The organism is Mycoplana azooxidifex, assembly GCF_014196765.1.
GTDB classification, from domain to species: Bacteria; Pseudomonadota; Alphaproteobacteria; order Rhizobiales; family Rhizobiaceae; genus Mycoplana; species Mycoplana azooxidifex.
The window spans coordinates 237587-263033 of sequence record NZ_JACIEE010000002.1 but is presented as its reverse complement, the minus strand read 5'-3'; the positions used below and the strand labels follow the sequence as shown (position 1 = coordinate 263033).

20 protein-coding genes are annotated in these 25447 nt (G+C 65.3%); 8 read left to right on the top strand and 12 right to left on the bottom strand.

Features of this window, described 5'->3' with window-relative positions; genetic code table 11:
• Positions 1-16 precede the first annotated feature (16 nt).
• The 3 genes from ileS to GGQ64_RS04660 form a co-directional block, all read right to left on the bottom strand.
• Positions 17-3007 (bottom strand): isoleucine--tRNA ligase, encoded by a 2991-nt coding sequence (gene ileS / locus GGQ64_RS04670; RefSeq protein WP_183799833.1) that lies wholly within the window; start codon positions 3005-3007, stop codon positions 17-19.
• A 282-nt stretch (positions 3008-3289) separates the two neighbouring features.
• Positions 3290-4270, bottom strand: coding sequence for a bifunctional riboflavin kinase/FAD synthetase (locus GGQ64_RS04665; protein WP_183799830.1), 981 nt, complete (start codon positions 4268-4270; stop codon positions 3290-3292).
• Between the two features lie 19 nt (positions 4271-4289).
• On the bottom strand, positions 4290-5138 hold the full coding sequence (locus GGQ64_RS04660) for a TIGR01459 family HAD-type hydrolase (protein ID WP_183799827.1): 849 nt from the start codon (positions 5136-5138) through the stop codon (positions 4290-4292).
• A gap of 352 nt (positions 5139-5490) precedes the next feature.
• Between GGQ64_RS04660 and groES the strand changes: the two genes are divergently transcribed.
• The 3 genes from groES to GGQ64_RS04645 all read left to right on the top strand — a co-directional run bounded on the left by groES (position 5491) and on the right by GGQ64_RS04645 (position 8394).
• Entirely contained in the window at positions 5491-5787 is a 297-nt protein-coding gene (groES, locus tag GGQ64_RS04655; RefSeq protein WP_183799824.1) for a co-chaperone GroES, read from the top strand.
• A gap of 73 nt (positions 5788-5860) precedes the next feature.
• Positions 5861-7501, top strand: a complete 1641-nt coding sequence (gene groL / locus GGQ64_RS04650) for a chaperonin GroEL (RefSeq protein ID WP_183799822.1) — start codon at positions 5861-5863, stop codon at positions 7499-7501.
• Positions 7502-7947: 446 nt separating this feature from the next.
• Positions 7948-8394 (top strand): hypothetical protein, encoded by a 447-nt coding sequence (locus tag GGQ64_RS04645; protein WP_183799819.1) that lies wholly within the window; start codon positions 7948-7950, stop codon positions 8392-8394.
• A 121-nt stretch (positions 8395-8515) separates the two neighbouring features.
• Here the strand turns inward: GGQ64_RS04645 and GGQ64_RS04640 are convergent, their stop codons facing one another.
• From GGQ64_RS04640 to hisS, 5 genes are all read right to left on the bottom strand, one after another.
• Entirely contained in the window at positions 8516-9733 is a 1218-nt protein-coding gene (locus GGQ64_RS04640) for an FAD-dependent oxidoreductase (RefSeq protein WP_183799816.1), read from the bottom strand.
• Between the two features lie 96 nt (positions 9734-9829).
• A complete protein-coding gene (locus tag GGQ64_RS04635) occupies positions 9830-10549 on the bottom strand; it encodes a glutathione binding-like protein (protein ID WP_183799811.1) in 720 nt (239 codons plus the stop codon).
• A 342-nt stretch (positions 10550-10891) separates the two neighbouring features.
• Positions 10892-11587 carry an ATP phosphoribosyltransferase gene (gene hisG, locus GGQ64_RS04630; RefSeq protein ID WP_183799807.1) on the bottom strand — a complete coding sequence of 232 codons (696 nt, stop codon included), beginning with the start codon at positions 11585-11587 and terminating at the stop codon, positions 10892-10894.
• The gene (locus GGQ64_RS04625) at positions 11584-12747 is read right to left on the bottom strand and encodes an ATP phosphoribosyltransferase regulatory subunit (protein ID WP_183799804.1); all 1164 of its coding nucleotides are present in this window, start codon (positions 12745-12747) and stop codon (positions 11584-11586) included. Before GGQ64_RS04625 ends, hisG begins: the two co-directional genes overlap by 4 nt.
• 190 nt (positions 12748-12937) lie before the next feature.
• Positions 12938-14449 carry a histidine--tRNA ligase gene (gene hisS, locus GGQ64_RS04620; protein WP_183800839.1) on the bottom strand — a complete coding sequence of 504 codons (1512 nt, stop codon included), beginning with the start codon at positions 14447-14449 and terminating at the stop codon, positions 12938-12940.
• 178 nt (positions 14450-14627) lie between these two features.
• On the opposite strand from hisS, the gene GGQ64_RS04615 reads away from it, so the two are divergent.
• Both GGQ64_RS04615 and copM read left to right on the top strand, forming a co-directional pair.
• Positions 14628-15041 (top strand): hypothetical protein, encoded by a 414-nt coding sequence (locus GGQ64_RS04615; protein WP_183799801.1) that lies wholly within the window; start codon positions 14628-14630, stop codon positions 15039-15041.
• Positions 15042-15103: 62 nt separating this feature from the next.
• Complete coding sequence (gene copM, locus GGQ64_RS04610; RefSeq protein ID WP_183799798.1) at positions 15104-15505, top strand: CopM family metallochaperone; 402 nt, start codon at positions 15104-15106, stop codon at positions 15503-15505.
• Between the two features lie 73 nt (positions 15506-15578).
• Here the strand turns inward: copM and GGQ64_RS27555 are convergent, their stop codons facing one another.
• Both GGQ64_RS27555 and GGQ64_RS04600 read right to left on the bottom strand, forming a co-directional pair.
• A complete protein-coding gene (locus GGQ64_RS27555; RefSeq protein ID WP_210300143.1) occupies positions 15579-15941 on the bottom strand; it encodes a hypothetical protein in 363 nt (120 codons plus the stop codon).
• A gap of 53 nt (positions 15942-15994) precedes the next feature.
• Positions 15995-16645 carry a DNA-3-methyladenine glycosylase I gene (locus GGQ64_RS04600; protein ID WP_183799792.1) on the bottom strand — a complete coding sequence of 217 codons (651 nt, stop codon included), beginning with the start codon at positions 16643-16645 and terminating at the stop codon, positions 15995-15997.
• Between the two features lie 252 nt (positions 16646-16897).
• Here GGQ64_RS04600 and GGQ64_RS04595 point away from each other — a divergent pair, with 252 nt between their 5' ends.
• Both GGQ64_RS04595 and GGQ64_RS04590 read left to right on the top strand, forming a co-directional pair.
• Positions 16898-17638: a L,D-transpeptidase gene (locus GGQ64_RS04595; RefSeq protein WP_183799789.1), complete on the top strand. Its 741-nt coding sequence runs from the start codon at positions 16898-16900 to the stop codon at positions 17636-17638.
• 258 nt (positions 17639-17896) lie between these two features.
• Positions 17897-18604 carry a L,D-transpeptidase gene (locus GGQ64_RS04590; protein WP_183799786.1) on the top strand — a complete coding sequence of 236 codons (708 nt, stop codon included), beginning with the start codon at positions 17897-17899 and terminating at the stop codon, positions 18602-18604.
• A gap of 113 nt (positions 18605-18717) precedes the next feature.
• Here the strand turns inward: GGQ64_RS04590 and hemN are convergent, their stop codons facing one another.
• Positions 18718-20070: an oxygen-independent coproporphyrinogen III oxidase gene (gene hemN, locus GGQ64_RS04585; protein ID WP_183799784.1), complete on the bottom strand. Its 1353-nt coding sequence runs from the start codon at positions 20068-20070 to the stop codon at positions 18718-18720.
• A gap of 175 nt (positions 20071-20245) precedes the next feature.
• A complete protein-coding gene (locus GGQ64_RS28050; protein ID WP_183799780.1) occupies positions 20246-23203 on the bottom strand; it encodes a calcium-binding protein in 2958 nt (985 codons plus the stop codon).
• A 260-nt stretch (positions 23204-23463) separates the two neighbouring features.
• Between GGQ64_RS28050 and GGQ64_RS04575 the strand changes: the two genes are divergently transcribed.
• Positions 23464-25443, top strand: coding sequence for an adenylate/guanylate cyclase domain-containing protein (locus GGQ64_RS04575; RefSeq protein ID WP_183799777.1), 1980 nt, complete (start codon positions 23464-23466; stop codon positions 25441-25443).
• Positions 25444-25447: the final 4 nt, after the last annotated feature.

Sequence of the window (25447 nt, the reverse complement as noted above, 5' to 3'; positions counted from 1 at the left end):
TTCGTGATCGCGCCGCTCATGCGGCGGCGCGAAAACCGATCTCGCGCAGGGCGGCCGCATCGCGCGCGGAGACGTCGGGATAGTCCGGATCGGAGCCGACATCGGTGGTGATGCGCCAGGAGCGGGCGCACTTCCTGCCCGCCGCCAGCTTCGGCTCGACGGCGACGCCTGCAACTTCCGGCAGGCGGAAGGCTTCCGCAGGACCTTCGCCGGCAACCAGCGTGATCGCCGAGGTGATGCAGGTTTCGGCGAAATCCTCGCCTTCCAGCGCTGCCAGCAGTGCCGGATCGTTGACGTGGACGACCGGGGCCGCCTCCAGCGACGAACGGATCCGCTTCTCGCGGCGTTCGACCTCGAGCGCGCCGGTGACGACGGTGCGGACGGTGCGGATCTTCTCCCACTTTTCTTCCAGCGCGTCGTTCTTCCATTCGGCCGGGATCTGCGGGAACTGTTCGAGGTGAACAGAGACCGCATCGGGCTTGAGCGACAGCCAGGCTTCCTCGGTCGTGAACGGCAGCATCGGCGCCAGCCACAGGACGAGGCAGTCGAACAGCTTGCGGATGACCGCGAGTGCTGCACGGCGGCGCAGGCTGGAAGGCGCGTCGCAGTAGAGCGCATCCTTGCGGATGTCGAAGTAGAAGGCCGAGAGCTCGACGTTGGAGAAGTCGATCAGCGCGCGGGCGATCTTCTTGAAGGCGAAGGCGTCGTAGCCTTCGCGCACGAGCGTGTCGAGCTCAGCCAGCCGATGCAGCATCAGCTTTTCGAGCTCCGGCATGTCGGCATAGGCGACCTCCTCGCCCTTGTCATGGGCGAGCGTGCCGAGCATCCAGCGGACGGTGTTGCGCAGCTTGCGGTAGGCGTCGATGTTGGTCTGGATGATCGTCTTGCCGAGGCGCTGATCTTCCCAGTAGTCGGTGGTCATGACCCACAGGCGCAGGATATCGGCGCCGGCGTCCTTCATGATATCCTGCGGGGAGACGACGTTGCCCTTGGACTTCGACATCTTCTCGCCCTTCTCGTCCATCGTGAACCCGTGGGTGACGACGGCGTTGTAGGGCGCGCGGCCGCGCGTCGCGCAGCTTTCGAGCAGCGACGAATGGAACCAGCCGCGATGCTGGTCGGAGCCTTCGAGGTAGACGTCGGCCGGCCATTTCAGGTCGGGGCGGTCTTCGAGCGTGAAGGTGTGGGTCGAGCCTGAATCGAACCAGACGTCGAGGATGTCCATGACCTGCTGCCAGCGGTCCCGGTCGGGCCGGTTGCCGAGGAAGCGGTCGGCCGCACCTTCGGCGAACCAGGCGTCGGCGCCTTCCTGCTCGAAGGCTTCGAGGATGCGGGCGTTGACCGCCTCGTCGACCAGCACGTTGCCGTCGTCGTCGGCAAAGATCGCGATCGGCACGCCCCAGGCGCGCTGGCGGGAGAGCACCCAGTCCGGACGGGCCTCGATCATGGCGCGCAGGCGGTTCTGGCCGGCGGCGGGGACGAAGCGGGTCTGGTCGATCGCCGACAGCGAGCGCGAGCGCAGCGTCGTGCCGTCTTCCAGTTCCTTGTCCATGTAGACGAACCACTGCGGCGTGTTGCGGAAGATCACCGGCTTCTTGGAACGCCAGGAATGCGGATAGGAGTGCTTCAGCCGGCCGCGGGCGAACAGCGCATGACGGGCGATCAGCGCCTTGATGACGCGCTCGTTGGCGTCGCCCTTCTTGCCTTTGTCGTCGATGACGCGGGCGGGGCCACCCTCGGCGTCGGGGCCGAAGCCCGGCGCGTCGGCGGTATAGAAGCCGGCGTCGTCGACCGGGAACGGGATCGCAGACGAGATGCCGCGTGCTTCCAGCTCGCGCGCCTTGTCCATCCAGGCGTCGAAGTCCTCGCGGCCGTGGCTGGGGGCTGTGTGGACGAAGCCTGTGCCGGTCTCGTCGGTGACATGGTCGCCGTCCAGCAGCGGCACCTCAAAGTCATAGCCGCCGCCGAGGCCGTGCAGCGGGTGGACGCAGGTGATGCCTGCCAGCTCTTTGGCCTCGATGTCGCGCACGAAATTGAATGTCAGCTTGGCCTTGGCAGCGGACTCGTCGGCAAGGCGTCTGGCGAAGATCAGCTTTTCACCCGGCTGGGGGCCGAAATCGTTCTCGGCGGTCGCCACTTCGTAGAGGCCGTAGGCGTAGCGCGACGAATAGGCGATCGCGCGGTTGCCGGGGATCGTCCAGGGGGTGGTGGTCCAGATGACTACCGATGCATGAGTCAGGCTCGCCGGTGCCGCAACGACAATCATCGCGCCAGTCTCTTCACCCGTCTCCTTGTCAACGACTCGCGTAACGATGTCTCCGTTCGAATATTTGACCGGGAACTTCACCCAGATCATGTCGCTCTCGACGTCGGCATATTCGACTTCGGCCTCGGCGAGCGCGGTGCGCTCGACCACCGACCACATGATCGGCTTGGAGCCGCGGTAGAGCTGGCCGGACTTGGCGATCTTCATCAGTTCGCCGGCGATGCGCGATTCCGCGTGGAAGGCCATCGTCGTATAGGGATTGTCGAAGTCGCCCTCGATGCCGAGGCGCTTGAATTCCTCCGCCTGGATCTCGATCCAGCCGGTGGCGAACTCGCGGCATTCCTGGCGGAACTCGTTGACCGGGACCTCGTCCTTGTTCTGGCCCTTCTCGCGGTACTTCTCCTCGATCTTCCATTCGATCGGAAGGCCATGGCAGTCCCAGCCGGGCACGTAGTTGGCGTCGTAACCGCGCATCTGGAACGAGCGGTTGATGACGTCCTTGAGGATCTTGTTCAGCGCGTGGCCGATATGGATGTTGCCGTTGGCATAGGGAGGACCGTCGTGCAGGACGAATTTTTCGCGGCCGGCGGCAGAGGCCCGAAGTTGCTTGTAGAGGTCCATCTTCTGCCAGCGGGCGACCGTTTCGGGCTCCTTCTGCGGCAGGCCGGCGCGCATCGGAAACTCCGTCTGCGGCAGGTAGAGCGTGGAGGAATAGTCGACTTTCTCGGGTGTCTCGGTCATGGCTCAAGCAATCGTTTCATCGCGCGGGATGTCGCGCAGGCAGGGAAAATTGTCGGTGACGGCGCGGGCGCAGCGAAAACGCCCAAAAACCCGGACCTCCCGGCCTCGCTCAGAGCGCGCGGAAGGCCGGGCCACTAATTCGGGATATGACACAAAAGCTGTGTGGCGCCATGGTGGCGGTTGTTTATGTGTTTTTGCCCAAAAAGGAAAGAGGGTGCGGCCCGGAATAGCCGATATCGGAAACAACCGATCGCCGGGACAACGAGTGCCCGGCGGCCTGGCTCAGAAGGCGATTCGGGCGTCGATCTCGCCGATCGGGCGCACGCCGGCCAGCAGCGCCCTCGCCTCCTCCTCGTCCCGCTTCATCTGGACGACGAGCGCGTCCAGCCCGTCGAACTTCAGCTCGTCGCGCAGGTGCTCGAAGAAGGAGACGGTACAGGTCTCGCCGTAGAGATCGCCTGCGAAATCGAAGACGAAGGTTTCCAGAAGCGGAGCGCCGTTGCTGTCCACCGTCGGGCGGCGGCCGAAGCTGGCGACGCCGTCGTGGATGGTTCCGTCGCGGCGGCGGAAGCGGACGGCATAGATGCCGTTGCGCAGCGCCACCTCGGGGGGAAGCTGCATGTTGGCGGTCGGAAAGCCCAGCGCGCGGCCGAGTTGCTTGCCGCCGATGACCTCGGCCTCGACGGTGTAGCGGTAGCCGAGCAGTCCGGCTGCCTCCGTCACCGCACCTTCGCAGAGCAGCGCCCGGATGCGGCTGGAGGAGATGACGTCGGCGTTCTCGTCGCGGAAGGCGTCGACCAGGGTCACGCCGAAGCCATGCTGCTCGCCGGCGGCGATCATGAAGGCGGGGCCGCCTTCCCTGCCCTTGCCGAAATGGAAGTCGAAGCCGGTGACGACGTGGCCGGCATGCAGCCAGTCCCGCAGCACGCCTGCGACGAACTCGCCTGCCGACATCAGGGCGAACTGACGGTTGAAGGGGTATTCGATCACCGCCGCAAAGCCCATGCCCTCCAGGATGCGCGCCTTCAGCGGCGCCGGCGTCAGCCGGAAGACCGGCTGATCGGGGCGGAAGACGCTGCGGGGGTGCGGCTCGAAGGTCAGGAGAAGCGCCGGCACGCCGCGCTCGCGGGCGATCTCCAGCGCCCGGTTCAGCACCGACTGATGGCCACGGTGGACGCCGTCGAAATTGCCGATTGCGACGACCCCGCCGCGAAGATGATCCGGCAGCGGCTGCTTCGTCTCGTTGCGGTGGAAAACGGTCATGGCTCTTTCGTCCGTCCGGTCACTGCAGCCTGGGCATCCACCATTTCGCAGACGCCTGCTCCCGCTCCAGAAATGCCCGGAGTGCGGCCTCGTCGGTCTGCCCGTCGACGACATATTCCTGCGCATGGATGCCGCCCGAGACATAGAGCACGTCCAGCCCGTAGGCCTGCGCGCCGCGGACGTCGGTCGGCATGCCGTCGCCGATGGCGATCACGCGGGAAAGATCGAATGCGCCGCGGACGTCGCGCGCTTCCTCGAGCGACTTGTCGTAGATCGGTCGATGCGGCTTTCCGGCGATCAGGGTGCTGCCGCCGAGGTCGTCATAGAGCTTGGCGAGCGCGCCGGCACACGGGATCAGGCGGTGGCCGCGCTCGACGACGAGATCGGGATTGGCGCAAATGAACGGCAGGTGGCGGCGGCTCAGCACTTCCAGTTCGCCGCGGTAGTCTTCCGCCGTCTCGCTCTCATCGTTTCGCAGCCCGGCGCAGACGACGATGCCGGCCTCGCCCGCCGAGACGGCTTCAACGCCCAGCCCCTCGAGCAGGGCTACGTCCTTTTCCGCGCCGATGAAGTAGATCCTGTCCGGCCCGGAGGCGATCAGCGCCCGCGTCACGTCGCCGGAGGTGACGATGCGGTCATAGGCTTCGTCGAGTACACCGAGGTCGCGGATCTGCACCTTCACGCCCGGATAGGGGCGCGGCGAATTGGTGATCAGCACCACGGTGAGCCCCGCCCGGCGCGCGCTCGCAAGCGCCCGGGAGGCTTCCTGGAACGATTCCACGCCGTTGTGCAGGACCCCCCAGACGTCGCAGAGCACGACATCATAGTGCTCGGTGATCTCGCTGAAGGACTGAATGCGCTTGGCCATGCTGTTGATCCGATGCTGAGGGCCCGGGTGACATCGCAAAGCCCGGCCAAGAAAACAAGGCCCAAACGGCAAAATCGGCGGCAGGCCGGCGCGATCGATGCCCCGTGCGGGGGCACTGCGGGGGCCACTGGGCGACGGCCGCGAGCAAGCCATGCACGCTGCGTCGCGTAAAACGGAACGAAACAGCCGCGCGCCGACCATGGCCGGCAAAAAATTTCTGGAAGCCCGTCCTTGACTCCATTCGGAGCCAAGCCTATCTCGGCTCCGCTAGCACTCACAAACAGCGAGTGCTAACACCAATCCGCCGGATCGTTTCCGATCCGAGAATGTCATTCGATCGAGGGATTAGACAATGGCAACCACCAATTTCCGTCCGCTTCACGACCGCGTCGTCGTCCGTCGCGTAGAATCCGAAGAGAAGACCAAGGGCGGCATCATCATTCCCGATACCGCAAAGGAAAAGCCGCAGGAAGGCGAAATCGTCGCCATCGGCTCCGGCGCCCGTGACGAATCCGGCAAGGTCGTCCCGCTCGACGTCAAGGCCGGCGACCGCGTCCTGTTCGGCAAGTGGTCGGGCACGGAAGTCAAGATCGACGGCGAAGACCTTCTGATCATGAAGGAAGCCGACATCATGGGCATCATCGGCTGATCGCCGGTTCCCCACGACCATCCCGTAAATTCAAGCCGGCAGATCCGGCATTTCGAAACCAGGAGTTTTGAAAATGGCAGCCAAAGAAGTCAAATTCGGCCGCACCGCGCGCGAAAAGATGCTGCGTGGCGTCGACGTCCTCGCTGACGCAGTGAAGGTCACCCTCGGCCCGAAGGGCCGCAACGTCGTGATCGACAAGTCCTTCGGCGCTCCGCGCATCACCAAGGACGGCGTTTCCGTCGCCAAGGAAATCGAACTGGAAGACAAGTTCGAGAACATGGGCGCCCAGCTCGTTCGCGAAGTCGCTTCGAAGACCAACGACATCGCCGGCGACGGCACGACGACTGCAACCGTTCTTGCCCAGGCCATCGTTCGCGAAGGCAACAAGGCCGTTGCCGCCGGCATGAACCCGATGGACCTGAAGCGCGGCATCGATCTCGCCGTCGCCGAAGTCGTCAAGGATCTCCAGGCCAAGGCCAAGAAGATCAACACCTCGGAAGAAGTCGCCCAGGTCGGCACGATCTCCGCAAACGGCGACAAGCAGGTCGGTCTCGACATTGCCGAAGCCATGCAGAAGGTCGGCAACGAAGGCGTCATCACGGTTGAAGAAGCCAAGACCGCCGAAACCGAACTCGAAGTCGTCGAAGGCATGCAGTTCGACCGCGGCTACCTGTCGCCCTACTTCGTCACCAACCCGGAAAAGATGGTCGCCGACCTCGAAGACGCTTACGTGCTGCTGCACGAGAAGAAGCTCTCGAACCTCCAGGCGATGCTCCCGGTTCTCGAAGCCGTCGTCCAGACCGGCAAGCCGCTGGTCATCATCGCTGAAGACGTCGAAGGCGAAGCGCTTGCAACCCTCGTCGTCAACAAGCTGCGTGGCGGCCTCAAGATCGCTGCCGTCAAGGCTCCGGGCTTCGGCGACCGCCGCAAGGCCATGCTGGAAGACCTCGCCATCCTGACGGGCGGCACGGTCATCTCCGAAGACCTCGGCATCAAGCTCGAAAACGTCACGCTCGACATGCTCGGCCGTGCGAAGAAGGTCTCGATCACCAAGGAAAACACGACGATCGTCGACGGTGCCGGCCAGAAGGCTGAAATCGAAGGCCGCGTCGCGCAGATCAAGGCCCAGATCGAGGAAACCACCTCCGACTACGACCGCGAGAAGCTGCAGGAACGTCTTGCCAAGCTCGCTGGCGGTGTTGCCGTCATCCGCGTCGGCGGCTCGACGGAAGTCGAAGTGAAGGAAAAGAAGGACCGCATCGACGACGCCCTCAACGCGACGCGCGCTGCCGTTCAGGAAGGCATCGTACCCGGCGGCGGCGTTGCCCTGCTGCGTTCCTCCGTCAAGATCACCTCCAAGGGTGAAAACGACGACCAGGAAGCCGGCATCAACATCGTTCGCAAGGCGCTCCAGTCGCTGGTTCGCCAGATCGCCGAGAACGCAGGCGACGAAGCTTCGATCGTCGTCGGCAAGATCCTCGAGAAGAACCAAGACAACTACGGCTACAACGCCCAGACCGGCGAATACGGCGACCTGATCGCACTCGGCATCGTCGACCCGGTCAAGGTTGTCCGCACGGCTCTGCAGAACGCAGCTTCGGTTGCCTCGCTGCTGATCACGACGGAAGCCATGATCGCCGAACTGCCGAAGAAGGAAGCTGCCGGCGGCATGCCGGGCGGCATGGGCGGCATGGGCATGGACGGCATGATGTAATCGGATCGCATCCGGTTACAACCATACGGGGCGGCCTTCGGGTCGCCCCTTTTTTCATGTCCTCAGTTAGCAACTTCGAATTTATTTGATATATTCCGTTTTTTTGATGCAACCCATTGCCGGTTGCAGGCAAGGCAGTGTAGATACCGCAAAAATCAAAAGGACTCGAAACGGTAGCAGGGTTCAGGAAGCGCGGCGCAAAATTGTGTATTTCGCGCTATCCGTGTGTCCATACACCCTTTGAAGTCAGCATAGCGATCAATATCAGGTTGTCGGCGCGATGAGGGATCGAGTTGGCTGCTGGCCAGTCATATTCCCCGACCGTACCGACATCATCGCAATACGCATATCGGCAAAGCCCGCACTTTGCCGGTCTGCTCATCGGGGGACAGTGCGCTTCCCAAGGGGTGCGCGGGCAGGGTCTGACCTGCCGGCTGGGGTTCATTTTGTTCAAGATTGCAAAGTCCACTTTCACAATGCCTTTCCTTCCGGGGTCGGTCGGCTTCGACCACTCGGACAACGAGTGCCTGACGCAATACTGCGTGACCGAACGCTGGACCGGGGACCTGTCCAACGGTCTTTTCCAGCTTGGGGAAAGGGCTACCCGCCTGCACGGGCTGGAGCAGCGCAACTGTGGCCTGCTCAATCTCGTCCGCTGTTACACGTCGCAGGACCGCAGCCACGTCCTCGAACTGTTCGAGCAGGCGGCCACGGTCTCGTCCTCCTTCTGCTTTTCGACCACGATAGAAGCCGGCGGCATCCCGCGGCAGCCGGTCATGTGCGTCGGCGAATCGATGGGGCTGGAACAGCGCTATGCGGGCGCGATCGTCGGCGTCTTCATCTTCCCGCGCTTCCAGCTAGACAATCCCGGCACGGCCGTCCACCAGCAGTAGAACGGAGGCGGCGCACGATCCGCAGAGGGTGCGGCTCTGACGGCTGCCGTCAGGCCACCCTGGCATGATCGACACTTTCCATCGGCGTGGGACGGCCGAGGTAATAGCCGGCCGGAGGTCCTTAGAGCGTGAGCGCCTTGAGGTCCGTCGCCGGGTCCTCCAGCGCGGCCCTGTCCGGCGTGCGGCCGAGTTCCAGGAGCTTCTTGCCGACGACATAGGCCTTGGCGTCGTTGACCGCGTCGACGGCGATGAGGCGGCCGTCGCGGAAGTACCAGACCGAGACGCTGCCTTCGCGCTGGCCGGGACGGACGAGGGTGTCGTCATAGCCGGCGCAGAAGCCGGCGATCTGCAGCTTCACGTCGTACTGGTCAGACCAGAACCAGGGCTTGGGCACGTAAGGATCGGTTCCGCCGGCGATGACGGCGGCTGCGGCCTCGGCCTGGTCGACGGCGTTCTGCACCGATTCCAGCCGCACCCGGTTTCCCTCAAAGGGCAGCACGGCACAGTCGCCCATGGCGAAGATCGCCGGATCGGAGGTGCGGGCATGTTCGTCGACAACGATGCCGTTTTCGACCTCCAGGCCGGCCTCGCGGGCGAGCCGGTCGTTGGCGGATACGCCGATGCCGACGATGACGATATCGGCCGGGAGCACGAAGCCGTCGGAGAGCTCCGCGCTGGTGACCCGCCCGTCCTCCCCGATCAGCCGGACGAGGCCGGTCTTTTCACGGATATCGACGCCGCGGGCGATATGGATGGCCTTGAAGATCGTCGCGGTTGCGGGAGAGGCCACGCGCTGGAGGATGCGATCGGCCATCTCGATGACGGTGACGTGCAGCCCCCGTCCGCGGGCGACGGCCGCAGCTTCCAGCCCGATGTAGCCGCCGCCGACGATCAGCGCTCTGCGGCCCTCGGTCATCTCGAGCCCGAGCTGGTCCGCATCAAGATAGTCGCGGACCGTATAGACGCCCTTCAGCGCGCCGCCGATCTCCGCAGGCAGGCGCCGGGGTGCAGCACCCGTGGCGAGTGCGAGATATGTATAGGAGAGCTCGGAGCCGTCGTTGAGCGTGACGGTCTTCCGCTCCCGGTCGATCGCTGACACCTCGGTCGACAGCCGCAGGTCGACGTCGTGTTCCGGATACCAGGTTTCGGGGCGGAAATGCAGGCGGCCGAGGTCGGCCTCGCCGAGCAGGTACTTCTTCGACAGCGGCGGGCGCTGGTAGGGCAGGCTCGCCTCGGCGCTGACGATGGTGATCGGCCGCGTATCCTTCAGCGCCCTGAGCTTGGCGACCAGGGCAAACGCGGCCTGGCCGCCGCCGACGACTACCAATCTTCCCGTCACGACGATGTTCCTACCCTCATTCTTTTGCGCCAAGAGGTAGCGCGCCGGAGCGGGCGGCGTCAACGTGTCAACGCGCCGCCCGCTCGCGCCTTTGCGTCACGCCTCCGCCGGCGCCTTGACAGGTATGTCGATCCCCTTCTGCGAGGCCGGCCGGGCCATGCAGCGATCGAGCCAGTCCATCACGGCGGGAAAATCGCCGTAGCCGATGACGTCGCGGCCGCCATAGAAGATATCGGCGCCGCGTACCCAGGGAAACAGCGCGATGTCGGCCACCGTATAGGTGTCGCCGACGATCCACTGCCGGTCCTTCAGCTGGGCTTCCATGACGCCGAGGAGGCGCTTGGCCTCGTCGCGGTAGCGCTCCATCGGATAGGAATTGTTGGCGACCTTCTCGGCGGCGAACTTGTAGAAGTGGCCGAACTGGCCGAGCATCGGCCCCACCCCGCCCATCTGGAACATCACCCAGCAGAGCGTCTCGTACTTCTTCGCCGGATCGGCGGGGATCAGCTTCCCGGTCTTCTCGGCCAGATACCACAGGATCGCACCGGACTCGAACAGGCCGATCGGCTGGCCGCCCGGGCCGTGCGGATCGATGATCGCGGGGATGCGGCCGTTCGGGTTCAGCGAAACGAACTCCGGCGTCTTCTGGTCGTTGGGCCCGAACTCGATCCGGTGCGGCTCATAGGGAAGGCCGAGTTCCTCGAGCGCGATCGACACCTTCACGCCATTCGGCGTCGGCAGGGAATAGAGCTGGATGATATCGGGATTTTTTGCGGGCCACTTCCTGGTGATCGGGAAGGCGGAAAGATCGGTCACGGACTGCTCCTCGTGCTTTGCGGTGCAGCATAGATAGGACGAAGGATTGTGCGGGGAAAGGGGCTTGGAGGCGATGACATGGCCGAACGATCGCGCCGGAAGGCCGCCTCCTGCCGCGCCGCGCCCCTTCTCCGCCGTCACACCGGCCCCCGAGCCGGTGTCCAGCAGCGCCGCGTCCGCGGTGCGGAATGTGCTCTATCGCGCAAGGACTTGCGCGCGCTGGATGCCGGCTCGGAGGCCGGCATGACGGGAGATATCTGGCTGCGGCCGAGTGAATTCACGACCTCCACCAGAGTTGGAGGTTTACTTTGCCTGCAACCAAGTCCGGCCGATCGGAAGACCTCAGAGCGTGCCGCGCACGGCCGCGATGATCTCGCCCACCACCGGGTCGTCGTCGTGGCCGGCCTTGCGGGCGCGGACGAGGCAGGCCTCGGATCTCACGATGATCCCGTCGGAGAGGATCTTGAGGTTGTTGGCGCGCAGCGTCGAGCCGGTGGATGTGATGTCGACGATGATGTCGGCGGAGCCCGACGCCGGCGCGCCCTCGGTGGCGCCGAGGCTCTCGACGATGCGGTAGAGCTGGATGCCGTGGTTGCCGGAGAAGAACTGCTGCGTCAGCCGCCAGTACTTGGTGGCGATGGTGAGCCGCCGGCCGTGGCGGGCGCGGAAATCGGCGGCAACGTCGCCGAGGTCTGCCATGGTCTCGACGTCGAGCCAGATCTCCGGCACGGCAACGACGACGTCGGCGTGGCCGAAACCTAGGCGGGCGCAGAACTCGACGCGCTCGTCGGCCTGGGCCAGCCCTTCGCGCACCAGGTCCTCGCCGGTGACGCCGAAATCGACCGTGCCGTTGCCGATCTCACGCGAGATCTCGGAGGCCGAGAGGAAGGCGATCTCGATATCGTCGCGGCCCTCGACGCGGCCGCGGTAGGAGCGGTCGTTGCCCACGGAGACGATGCCAAAGCCGGCGCGCCGGAAGATCTCCGAGGCGTCCTCCTTCATGCGGCCCTTGGAGGGAAGCGCGATGGTGACCGTCATGCGCTGGCTCCCTGTGCTGTCGTCTGTTCACTCGTCTGTGCGATCGCCTGCTCGATGCGGTCGAGCCAGAGCGAGAAGCCGACCGCGGGGATGCGCGTCTTCGCGCCGAGCAGCGTCATCAGCCGGTCGAAACGCCCGCCGCCGGCGAGCACCGCCGGATCGTCGCCGGCCGTGATCTCGAAGACGAGGCCGGTATAATAGTCGAGCGGGCGGCCGAAGGCGCTGCGATAGGTGATCGACGCCGTATCGACGCCGGCATCGGCGAGCGCACGCGTGCGGGCATCGAACCGCGACAGCGCGTCATCGATGGCAAGCCCCTGGCTGCGGGCAAAATCGTGGAGGGCTGCCGGCGCATCGGCGAGCGCAAGCTCGATCGACAGGAAGGCGCGCAACGTCGCAAGCGTGCGCGCGTCGAGCCGGGTGCTGGCGAGTTCCATCTTCTCACGCAGCCGGCGGGCGATCTCGGCCGGGCTGCGGCTGGCATTGGTGGAATAGCCGGTCGCCTGCATCGTCTCGTCGATGTGGCTTTCGAGCCTCGCCTCGTCGTCGAGGATGCCGAGGATCGCAAGCCGCTCGACTTCCGCCCCGAACACGCCCTTGGGAACTGGTTCGGACAGTTCGGCCAGCAGGCTGCGCAGGCGATCCTGGTTGCCGAAGGCATGGATCAGGCGCTTCTGCCAGCCGGCGGGCAGGCCGCAGGCGGCGACCACCGCCTCGAACACCGACTGGTCGCCCAGCATCACCTTCAGCGCGCGGCCGGGCAGCCGGTTGCGCAGCACCTTCAGCGCGTCATGCACGGCGCGGGCATCGGCGCCGGCGACATCGCCCTCGCCGAGATCCTCGATGCCGGCCTGGTAGAACTCGCTGCCGCCCTCGCGCCGCTGGCGGAACACCTCGCCGAGATAGGCATAGCGGCGCGGCGTGCCCGTGGCGCTCTCGATATGGCGCAGGCAGACGGGAATGGTGAATTCCGGGCGCAGGCACAGGCTCTCGCCGGTCTCGCTCTCGGTCATGAAGATGCGCCGCCGCAGGTCCTCGCCGGCCATGTCGAGGAACGGCTCGGCCGGCTGGATCACCGGCGTATCGACGCGCTCGGTGCCGAGGCCGGCGAAGTCTTCGAGCAGGTCGGGGGCGAAGGCCGGGAGGTTGATCAGCGGCATCGGAAATTACCCCCCTCTGTCCTGCCGGGCATCTCCCCCACAAGGGGGGAGATCGGATGGGGCACCGTTTCGCCCATCGCAGGCCGTCGATTTGGCATCATGGTCCCGCGTCTTGCCGATCTCCCCCCCTGAGGGGGAGATGTCCGGCAGGACAGAGGGGGGTGCTGCAGCAGAAAAACAGCCATCCTTTTCAGCCTGCCCGCCTCCGGTCGTCGGCCTGGTGGGCGAGGATCTCGCGGACGCGCTGGATCATGTCCTCCTCGGAGACGACGACCTGCGCCACGCGGGCCTCGCGCCAGGTGACGTTATCCTCGATCTCGCCGGCAAGCCGCTTGCCCTCGACCAGGTCCTTGATCTGCACGACGCCGAGCGCCCGCTCGTCGCCGCCCTGGATGATGGCGATCGGGCAGTTGCGGCGGTCGGCATATTTCAGCTGGTTGCCGAACTTCTTCCAGTTGCCCTGGTACATTTCGGCGCGGATGCCGGCGTCGCGCAGTGCCTTGGTGAAGCGACTATAGCGGCCCATGCTGTCCGTGTCGCCGTCCATGACGGTGACGAGCACGGGGGCCACGACCTCGTCCTGGCCGAGCTTGCCGAGGTTCTTCAGCGCCGTCATCAGGCGCGAGACGCCGATGGAGAAGCCGGTGGCAGGCACCGGCTGGCCCATGAAGCGCGAGACGAGCCCGTCATAGCGGCCGCCGCCGCCGACCGAGCCGAACACGACCTTCTCGCCCTTCTCGTTGGTGACGGCGAACTGCAACTCGGCCTCGAAGACGGGGCCGGTGTAGTATTCGAGGCCGCGGACGACGGAGGGGTCGATCTTGATGCGTTCCGGGCCGTAGCCGGCTGCCTCGAAGAGCTTGTGCATCGTATCGAGCTCATCGTAGCCTGCCTTGGCAGTGTCGTTATCAAGAAATTTGGCACCAAAGGACAAGAGATCAGTGTGTTCGGTACTCTTGACCCAGTTCAAAACGATGTCGATGTTTTCAGGCGACAGACCCGCCCCCTTAGTGAAATCGCCGCTTTCGTCCATGCGCCCTTCGCCGAGCAGCAGGCTAACGCCCTGGACCCCGAACTTGTCGAGCTTGTCGATGGCGCGCAGCACGTTCAGCCGCCGCCCGGCATTCTCCTCGCCGCCGAGGCCGATCGCCTCCATGACGCCGTCGAGAACCTTGCGGTTGTTGACCCGGATCATGTAGTCGCCGCGCTTGATGCCGAGCTCTTCCATCGTGTCGGCCATCATCATGCACATCTCGGCATCGGCCTGGACGCCGGCGGCGCCCACCGTGTCGGCGTCGAACTGCATGAACTGGCGGAAGCGGCCGGGACCGGGCTTCTCGTTGCGGAAGACGTAGCCGGCGCGGTAGGTGCGGTAGGGAAGCTGGATCTCGTTGAAGTTTTCCGCCACGTGGCGGGCGAGCGGCGCGGTCAGGTCGTAGCGCAGGCTCATCCACTGGTCGTCGTCGTCGGTGAGCGAAAAGACGCCCTCGTTCGGCCGGTCTGCGTCGGGCAGGAACTTGCCGAGTGCGTCGGTATATTCGAACAGCGGGGTTTCGACCGGGTCGAAACCGTAGCGCTCGTAGACCTCGCGGATCTTGCCCGTCATTTCCTCCACGGCGCGGATGTCGGCGGCGGAGCGGTCGACGAAGCCGCGCGGCAGGCGCGCCTTCAGTTTCTGAGGTTTTTTCTGCTTTTCGCTCATCGATGCGCCCGGATTTTCTGACATTGCCATAGGGCCGCTTCCCTAGCGGATCAGGCCGGTTGCGGCAAGGGCGGCGGTGGCCGCGGGGCCCAATCGGCAAGGCTGCGGGAGAGGTCCCCGCCAGCAAGAGGTCGAACGTGCTCTTTCAATCGGCGCGCCGACGTCCTAGGTTCAGGTCATGAAACGCCTGTTCCTCATCCTTGCCATGCTTGCCGCGATGGTGTCCGGCTGGACGCCGGCGCTGGCGGCGACGCAGCAGGCCGGGATGTCCGGGGCGCATGCCGTTCATGACGCATATGACGCCGGCCCTGCGCAGCAGACAACCGGCTCTCATGGGCACGTCGGCCACGGGGACAGCCTGCGCGCCGATGCGCCACAGGTCGGCCAGCCCCCTCACGAGGATCACCGCGACGGGCAGAAGCACGGCGCCCTGCATCCGCTGCTGTGTTCGGCCTGCTTTGCCGTCGTCGCGGAGAGTGACACCCTGCCTGCGACCGGTGTCGACGCCAGCGCCACTTCGCTGCCCGTCGTCATCTTCCGCGGCGGCGAGGTCCTGCCGCCAGTGCCCCCGCCCCGTCCCGTCCACGCCTGAATTTTCGCCACGACGCGGGGCAGCCGCTCCGCGAACCGAAAGTCCATTCGGAAGGACAGGACATGTTGAGAAAATCCATCGCGCCGGGCATGGCGCTCGCGCTTCTTTTCGCACCTCCGGCGCTGCCGCAGGATCACTCAGGCCATGCCGACACGGGCACCATGGACCATTCGGGCCAGATGGACCCGGCCGCGCCGAAGGGCGACCAGGGTGCCGCCAGCAAGGCCTTCGCCGAGGCGAACGCCCGCATGCATGCGGGCATGGACATCGCCTATAGCGGCAATGCCGACGTCGATTTCGTCCGGGGCATGATCGCCCACCACCAGGGCGCGATCGACATGGCCCGGGTCGAACTGGAACACGGTAAGGACCCGGAACTGCGCAAGCTCGCCGAAGAGATCATCCGCGCCCAGGAGGGCGAGATCGCGATGATGAAGGCCTGGCTGGACAAGAACGCGAAGTAGCCGGACGCGGATGGGCCCGGTCCCCGGGCCCATTTTCCGACGCCTACTTGCAATTTCACCGGTTGCGCGCCTGCTATTTCGCCGGCTGCGCGCCGGTGGCGACGGAGGCTTCCAGCAGAGAGGCCGCAATGACCTTGGCGAGCATCATGCTGTGCTCGCGAATTTCCGTATTGTTGCCGGTACGCGCGGATCTGATCAGATTGTACCCTTCGCGAAGGACTATTTCCTGAGCCTTGCTGCAGGCCCATGTCTCGATCTTCTGCCCGTCTTGCGTCATCTTTTCCCCGTCGGCTAGATCACATAGCACCGTTCGGCACACCCCAGGTCGAAAACGCAATATAAGCCCAGATGAAATCAGTCTTTCCGAACGCCCCGCAACCCTGACGATACATGATTCTCTAAAAAACACACCCCGAAAGTACGGCCCGTCAGCCATGCCGCAATCCTCGCGCAAGCTGCCGTTACGGGAGTTCCAGGGCGTGCAGCGTTTCAGGAGACGGCGCTTGCGGAAAAGCGGCGGTCCAGCTTGCTGCGCATCGCCTCCACCTCCGGTTGGCAGAAGCAGCCGTCGAGATGATCGTTGACCAGCCCCATCGCCTGCATGAAGGCATAGACGGTGGTGGGGCCGACGAAGGTCCAGCCGCGTTTCTTCAGATCCTTGGAGATCCGCTTCGAGGCCGGCGTCATCGGATTGGCGACCAGCGTCTCGTAGTCCATCACGCCCGGCCGCTCGTCGGTCGGTGGCTCCTGGCTCCAGAAATAGCGGGCGAGCGAGCCGAATTCGTCGCGCATCTCCTGCGCGCGGCGGGCGTTGTTGATCGTGGAGACGATCTTGCCGCGATGGCGGACGATGCCGGCGTCGGCCAGGCAGCGGGCAATGTCGTCGTCGCCGAAGGCCGCCACCCGGTCGTAGTCGAAGCCGGCGAAGGCTGCGCGGAAATTCTCGCGCTTGCGCAGGATCGTTAGCCAGGACAGGCCGGACTGGAAGCCCTCCAGACAGATCTTCTCGAACAGGCGGAAATCCCCGGTGACGGGACGGCCCCATTCGGCATCGTGATAGCGGCGGTAGTCCTCCAGGTTGCCGTGCCAGGCGCAGCGCTGCCGCCCGTCGTCGCCGACGATGATCCCGCGTGCCGTCATGTTGCGTTCCTTCCGTTTCCTCTTTGTTCGCGTTTACCATTCATCAACCAGATTCGGAAAGCCGGCAATAACCCTACCGCGAGGTTTCCGGCTTCCATGGCCCTTTAATGAACGGGAATTTACCTTTCGCTTTCCACGCGGTGCGAGCATCCGAACCGAAGCGCCCCCGTGGCGCGCAAAAGCGTTCGAGGTTCGCCGCCCGCCGGCGGACGCACCGCCCTGTCAGGTGATAAGGTTCAAAGAGTACGCCCGATGCTGAAGAAATCGCTGTTGCTTGCCGCAAGCCTTGTGCTTGCCGTCCCGACCGCCGAGGCCAACGACCGCTACGCCACCCGTCCGCCGGTGGTCGTCAGCCCCGACCTGACCGCGCCATGGGTGATGCAACTGACCGGCCAGGGGGTGCAGCCTGCCGTATCGTCGCGGCGGATCGTCACCCGCCAGCAGGCCCAGCAGCGCCGCACCCAGCGCCAGCGCAACCCCGAGAGCGTGCAGCTTGCGGCAGTGACCGGCGCCGCCAGGCCGGTGCAGACGCAGATGGACCCGATGTTCCTGCCGCAGATCGTCGCCTACGAGACGGCGCACAGGGCCGGCACGATCGTGATCGACACCAACAACCGCTTCCTCTACCTCGTGCTTTCCGACGGCAAGGCGCGGCGCTACGGCGTCGGCGTCGGCAAGCCGGGCTTCGAATGGGCGGGCACCCACAAGGTCACCTCCAAGCGGGAATGGCCGAGCTGGACGCCGCCGAAGGAGATGATCACCCGCGAGGCCGCCAAGGGCCACTACCTGCCGGCCTTCATGGATGGCGGGCCGGAAAACCCGCTCGGCTCACGCGCGCTCTATCTCGGCTCCACGCTCTACCGCATCCACGGCACTAATGCGCCCTGGACGATCGGCTACGCCGTCTCGTCGGGCTGCATCCGCATGCGCAACGAGGACGTCATCGATCTCTACGAACGGGTCGAGGTGGGTACGAAGGTGATCGTCATCTAGGGCATTGGCACCTACCGCGCGGACTTCCGCGCCGGTGGCGGACGGCACGACATGATCCCTGTCCGCCCTCCCCCTGCCCTGCCATGACAGTCCGGCCCGACGGCCCGGCCTGCCGCCGGACTGTGCGCGTTGCGCAACACCTGCGCCAATATTAGCGCCTCATTGCCTTCACAATCTGCCTTTACGGCGCCCGCCGCTTGAAACACGGGGAGAGTCCGCTAGCGTTTCGGGCATAGGCGACCGAGAGGAAAACAGGAAATGAAGAAAATCGTTCACGCGCTGCTGGCGGGAGGCATCACGCTTGCGACCGTGCTGCCGGCAGCCACGGCGAACGCTTTCGTGCCGGCACCGGGCAGCACGCCCGGCACGGCATCGACCGACGTGATCACCGTTGCCCAGCAGAAGCCGGTGCCGCAGAAATACCACCGCCGCATGGTGCGCCTGACGACGGACGAGCGGCCGGGCACGATCATCGTCGATACCAACAACAAGTTCCTCTACCTCGTGGAAGGCAGGAACCGCGCGATCCGCTACGGCATCGGCGTCGGGCGGGACGGCTTCGGCTGGTCCGGCGTCGTCAAGGTCGGCCGCAAGGCCGAGTGGCCGGGCTGGACGCCGCCGCCGGAGATGGTCATCCGCGAACGCAAGAAGGGCCGGATCCTGCCCGCCCACATGGAAGGCGGGATCAACAACCCGCTCGGCGCGCGCGCGCTCTATCTCTACAACAAGGCCGGCCACGACACCGCCTTCCGCATCCACGGCACCAACGAGCCGTGGTCGATCGGGCTGAACATGTCGTCCGGCTGCATCCGGATGATGAACAAGGATGTCGAACACCTCTATGCCCGCGCCGACGTCGGCGCCAAGGTGATCGTCGTCGGCCCCGGCGGACGCCAGGGCAAGGTCAGCTACGACGACCGCGGCGTGGACGTGCTGCGCTCGCTGTTCGGCAGCTTCGGCGGGTAACACGCCGGAACCGACCGTCAAAGATCAAGGACCACGCAGGCTGGCGCCCGCGTGGTCCTTGGCATATTGGCGGACAGGGACGCTGCCCGGCGCTCCGCCATGGCGCCCTCTTCTCATGCCGCCTTGCTGAACGCGCGGCCGCCCGCGGCGAGATAGGCATCGAAGGCGGAGGCGGCGATGCGCACGACGAAACGGTGGCGTTCGTCGACCCGCAGGGTGGCTCCGTCGATCTCGATCAGGCCGTCGCGCCGAAGTGCTTCGAGCGTCGCGTTGTCCGAAAGGAGCGGGCCGGCGTCAAAGCCGTGCCGTTTCGCCACCGCGTCCACGTCGACGCTGAAATCGCACATCACCCGTTCGATGAGCTCGGCCCGCAACCTGTCCTCTGCGGTCAGGCCGTATCCCCTTGCCGCGGCGAGTAGCCCCCGCCCGATACGGTTGGCATAGAGGCCGAGCGGCACTGCGTTCTGGACGTAGCCTTGGGCAAACTTGCCGATCGCCGAGGCGCCGAGCCCGACCAGGGTGCGACATTCGTCGGTGGTGTAGCCCTGGAAGTTGCGATGCAGGCGGCCGGTGCGCCCGGCAATGCAGAGATCGTCCTCCGGCAGGGCGAAATGATCGAGGCCGATCCGCTCGTAGCCGGCGGCCACCAGGGCCTGCGCGATCGCCTCGGCCTGCTCGTTGCGCCCCTGAGCATCGGGAAGGGCGGCCTCGTCGATCATGCGCTGGTGCTTCTTGAAATCGGGAACATGGGCATAGCCGAAGACGGCCAGGCGATCCGGCCGCAGCGCCACGGCGGCCCGCACCGTCTCGACACAGGATTTCACGGTCTGGTGCGGCAAGCCGTAGATGAGGTCGAAGCTCAGGGCGGAAATGCCGGCCTGCCGCAGGCGCTCGACGGCAAGGGCTGTGCTTTCGACGCTCTGGATGCGGTTGATCGCCTTCTGCACGACCGGGTCGAAGCTCTGGACGCCGAGGCTCGCCCGGGTAACGCCCGCAGCACCGAGCGCGGCCGCCATCTCCTCTGTCAGGGTGCGCGGATCGATCTCAATTGCGACGTTGATCTTTTCGGCAAAGCCAAGCCGCTCCCGCAGCGCGTCCATCAGTCCGGTCAGCGCGGCCGGCTGCATGATCGTCGGCGTGCCGCCGCCGAAATGGATCTCGCCGACGTTGAGGGAGCCGTTGCGCGCTTGCGCGACCAGTTCGGCCTCCCGCTGCAGCAGGTCCACATAGTCGGCGATCGGCTGGTCATGTCGCGTGATCGTCGTGTGACAACCGCAGTACCAGCACATGGCGCGACAGAATGGCACGTGCAGATAGAGGGAGGTCCGCTCTCCCTGCGGAATCGCGCCGATCCATTCGCGATAGGCTGCGACGTCTTCAAGCGGGCCGAAATGGGGGGCGGTCGGGTAGCTGGTGTAGCGGGGCAGCCGGGCCTCGCCGTACTTCGCCATGATGGTCTGGGACATGGGTCTCGCTTCCGTTCGTTCTGATCTGGAAGCGACCCTAGGAGGCCCCGCACGGGCCGTCTTTGACGAATCTCAAACGGCCGGGGGTGTTTGGACCCACAGAGCCGTCTCGCGCACACGTGTCGCAGAGGCCGCCGGATATGGTCCGGCGGCCTCTCACATGTCCGACCTCAGATCACGTCAGGATGAAGTCGCTGGTGGAGAGCGAAGTCACGTTGTCGAGGGTTGCGACCAGCACGCCGTCGGCTTCGTTGCCGGTGCCATCGGCGTCGTACCAGAGCCGGCCGTTGTCCTTCTCGAAGAAGAACTGCGGTGCCGAGCCGGTGGCCTTCAGGTCATTGCCCGAATAAAGCGCCAGCTTGGAGAAGCCGAAGATGTCCTTGTCTATGACGAGCTTGTCCTGGCCGCGCCTGAAGTCGGTGATCTGGTCGCCCGAACCAATCGCCTCCGTCGTGGCGTAGATGAAATGGTCGAAGCCCGAGCCGCCGGTCAGCAGATCCCCGTCGCCGCCGCCCTCGATCTTGTCGTTGCCGGCGCGGCCGTCCAGCTTGTCGTCGCCGAACCCGCCCTTCAGGTAGTTTGCAGAGCTGTCGCCGAGGATGGTGTCGTCGTTGTCGCGGCCGAAGACGTTCTCGATGCTGGCAAGCGAAAGGCCCGAGGCCATGCCGCCGTTCCTGGCGTTGTTCTGCAGGTCGATGATCACGGCGCTGTCGGAGATGATGTTGAACTCGAGTGTATCGACGCCGGCCCCGCCGGAGAAGTAGTCGGTGCCGGTCTCGTCGGTGTAACGGGTGAACCAGTCGTTGCCGGCATTGCCGTAGAGCTTGTCGTTGCCGGTGCCGTCGACGAGGTAGTCGTTGCCGCTACCCCCATTGAGCGTGTCGTTGCCGGCACCGCCGTTCAGATAGTCGACATCACTGCCGCCGGTAACCGTGTCACGGCCGCGGCCGCCGATATAGTCGAGCGCTTCCATGCCGGTGAACGTGGTGGTGGAGTTCACCTTGACCGTGCCGCCACTGAGAGCAAACGTGACGTTGAAGCTCTCCTCCTTGAAGTCGACGACGACGCGGTCGGCGCCGGAGCCGCCCGAGGCGTAGTCGCCGACGTTCATGTAGATGATGTCGTTGCCGTTCTCGCCGTAGAGACTGTCGCGGTCGTTGTCCTTGATGCCGCTGCTGCCGTAGATCGTGTCGTTGCCGTCGCCGCCGTAGATCTTGTCGGCGCCGTGCCAGCCGGTCAGCTCGTCGTTGCCGCCGAGACCCTTGAGCGTGTCGTTGCCGCCCATGCCGTCGATAAAGTCGTCGAGCTTGCCTCCGGTCAGCTTGTCGTGGCCCTGGCCGGACGAGATGTGCACGCTTTCGAAATTCTTTGCCGTAATCCCGCCGTTGACGAGGGTCGCATTGGCAGACAGCGTGAACGACAGGTTGGCCTTGCTGTCATAGCGGTTGATCCAGAGGATATCCGTACCGGCACCGCCATCGGCTGTGAACCTGCCCGCAGTGGAGCCGCCGGCGGTGTTGATCGTGACGGTGTCGTTGCCGGCTCCGGCCAGCAAGGTCGTCACCGCATTGCCGGTTTCGGTTTCCGCGGACAGATAGTCGTTGCCGTTGCCGCCATCGAGCAGGTTGGTGCCGCCGCCGGAATCGATCAGTCGATCATCGCCGTCGCCACCCTTTACGGTGTCGTTTCCGGTGGTGGAGTAGAACTGGTCGTTGCCCTTGCCGCCGGTCATGCGGTTGTTGCCGCTGCCTGCATCGAAATCGACGTGGGCTGCCGTTCCGGCCGACAGGACGTCGTTGCCGCTGCCGGTGACGATGGTGAAGCTCTCTGCGTCGGTCACCACGCTGCCGTCCGACAGCTTGGCGGTATTACCCGACACGCTGAAGGTGAGATTGCTCTTGATGTCGGAGCGGGTGATCCAGACGGTATCATAGCCCTTGCCGGCCTTAATCGTATCCTTTCCGCCGCTGCCGACGATCAGCAGATCGTTGCCGTCGCCGCCGTCGAGATAGTCGATGCCCAGGCCGCCATCCAGATGGTCGGTGCCGCCGAGCCCGACCAGCCTGTCGTTGCCGGACATCCCGGAAAACGTGTCGTTGCCGTTGCCGCCGGTGAACTTCTCGGCCTTCTCCGTTCCGCCGAGCGTGTAGTTCTCGAAGTTGACGAACGTGGTGCCGTTGGAGAGCGTCTGCTTGATCGAGGACGCCTTGGCGGTGAACGTGCCGGCAAGTCCGCTCAGCGCAAGGGTGTCGGTGCCCGTGCCGCCGTCGAGAATGTCCTTGCCGCCATCGGCCCAGCTTTCCATGCTGTGGCTGATCGTATCGTTGCCGGAGCCGCCGCGCACCGTGTCGTTGTCAGAGTCGCCGGACAGGAAGTCGTTGCCCGAACCGCCGTCGATCACGTCACGGCCGCGATTGCCCTGGATCGTGTCGTTGCCGCTGTCGCCGTACATCTTGTCGTTGCCGTCGTGGCCGTAGATGTAGTCGTCGTTTGCGCCGCCGTAGAGCGTGTCGTTGCCATCCTCGCCGGAGAGCCAGTCGCGCCCGTAGCCACCGGAAATGTAGTCGTCGCCGGCCTCTCCCAGCAGCGAATCGTTGCCGTTGCCGCCATAGATCTTGTCGTTGCCGGCGCCGCCCGCGAGCCAGTCCTCGCCGATCTCGCCCTTCAGCGTGTCGTTACCGGCGCCGCCTTCGAACCAGTCCTTCCAGCGGCCGCCGACGAAGGTGTCGGCGTAGTTGCTGCCGGTCAGGTTGAAGCGCTCGACGTTGATGATGCTCGCGCCGAGAACCGATTTCGCCTTGGCCGGGTCGAATGCCGAAAATGAGACGCCCTTGCTCGATGCGGCGAAACTGATGCCCAGTTCGTCGAAGCCGAGGCCGCCGTCGATCCTGTCGCCCGAAAGGGCTGCGACCTCGAGGTTGGCGATGTAGTCGTCACCGGTGCCTGCCTTGATCGTGTCGGCTCCGAGGCCGCCGTTGATGGTGTCCCGTCCGGAGCCGGTGCTCAGTGTGTTCTTTCCGGCATCGCCGATGGCGTTCTGCTCGCCGACGCCGGGGATCGTGTAGCTCGCGGCCAGCGGATCGAGCGCGAACGCCGACTGCAGCGGCGCAATGACTTTCAGTTTCTTGCTCATGGGCTTCCTCGATAGTTAAGGTTGCAGCGCCGGCATGGCGCACGCCCACTGCTAGACAAACGCGCAGCTCCCGGTTGTTCCTGCGGGAACAGGCCCAAGGCTGCCTCCGCCCTTTTTGCGTTGCGCCGCGACTTGGCGAATCTTATCAATAGGATCACGCTCACGGTCCGTGCCGGACGAGAGCGAGCAACCGGCGGCTTCCGCAACGTCGGTCGGCCCGGGCGGGACAACAGCGGAGCGGGGAACACAAGGGGCCTGGGATGAGCGCGAAGAACGCGGCGACATTGCCGGCGAAAGGAGTGTGGCGCGGATCGCTGCGCACGCTTTTGGCCGTCGTCATGGTCTCCCTGCTGCTCGCCGTCTCGGGCGTGCTGATCGCGATCGACTTCAATCGCGCCCGCAATGCCGCTTTCGAGACGGCCGAAGGCCATATGCGCGGCTTCGAGGAGCGACTGATCGCCCGCATGCAGAGCCTCTCCGGCGAGACATCCGGCCTGGTCAACCTGATCGTCTCGATCGCCAACTCCTTCCTTGCCGGGCCTGACGAGCGCATCGCCGACAAGGTGACGATCCTTAGGGCCGCGCTCGCCCGCTCGCCGCAGATCGACGGCGTCTATGCCGGCTATCCCGACGGCGGCTTCTTCCACGCCGTCAACCTGTCGTCGACCGACTGGCGAACGGCCCTGAACGCGCCGCCCAACGCGGCGATGGCGGTGCGCATCCTCAATCCGAACGACGGCGCGCCGATCGGACACATCCTGTTCTACGACGCCGCCGGCAAGCAGCTGTTGCGGCGCACGGTGACCGGATGGGACTTCGACCCGCGCCAACGCGCGTGGTACCGGGCCGCGGCCGGGGGAAGCGGGCCGGTCGCCACCGGTCCCTACAGCATGGCAACGACGAGGACGCTGGGGATGACCATCTCCCAGGCGCACAAGGGCAATCCCGAAATCGTCGTCGGCGCCGACGTGGTGCTCGACCACGTGACCCGCTTCATCGCCAGCGAACGGCTGACGCCGAGCGCCGTCGCCTTCGTCGTCGATGCAGACAAGAGGCCGCTCATCCATTCCGACCGCCGGCTGATGAACGCGATCGCCGCCTCCAAGAGCGAGCGGGACTTCGACCCCTCCTCGATGCGTGATCCGCTCCTGGAAGCGATCAGGGCCAAGCCGCCATCGCTGGACAGCATGGGCCTGGTGGAGGCCGACGGACGGCGCTGGGTCGTGCTGGGCTCACAGGTCGACAGCGCCATCCTCTTTCCCGGCCACATCGCGGTGATCGCGGCACCGGTCGACGAGCTGATGGCGCCCGCGATCCGCGGGCTGTACCAGGGGCTTGCCATCTCCGGCGCGATCGTCGTGCTGGCGATCCTCGGCGCGCTTCTTCTGGCACACCTCATCACCAAGTCGCTGCACCAGCTGACCACCAGCGCCAACCGCCTGCAGGACCTCGATTTCCGCACGCCGATCGAGGTGCCGACGCGTGTTCGCGAGATCGCCAGCCTCGGCGGCGCGATGAACCGGGCCCGCGATGCGATCTTCACCTTCGGGCTCTACGTGCCCAAGGAACTGGTGCGCAAGGGGCTGGAGTCCGGTCATTTCGGCCGGACGGCGCGGCGCCAGGACGTGACCGCCATCTTCACCGACATCTATGACTTCACCACCATCAGCGAGCGCCATTCGCCGGAGGAGGTCGTCAGCATGCTGTCGGAGTATTTCGACATCCTCAACGATACGGTGAGCGCGCACGGCGGCACGATCATCCAGTTCCTGGGCGATTCGATTTTCGCCATGTGGAACGCGCCGGCTGCGGATCCCGACCACGCCGAGAACGCCTGCCGCGGGGCTCTGTCGATGCGCGCGCGCATCGACGCGTTCAACGAGAAGCAGCGCCAACTCGGCCTTCCGCAATTCCGCACCCGCTTCGGCATCCATACCGGCACCGCCGTCGTCGGCAGCGTCGGCGCCAGCGACCGCCTGCAGTACACGGCGATGGGCGACAGCATCAACGTCGCCTCGCGGCTGGAAGGGATGAACAAGAGCTACGGCACCACGATCCTCGCCAGCGGCGCCGTCTTCGAGCAGTGCCACGACAGGATCCGCTTCCGTCCGCTCGGAAAGGGACAGGCGAAGGGGCGGACGACCGAGCTGGACCTCTACGAGGTCATCGGCGTGATCGGCCGGGTGGATGAGCGGGAACCGCAGGCGCTCGCGCCGAGGCCCCTTCCCTCCGGGAATTGAACCG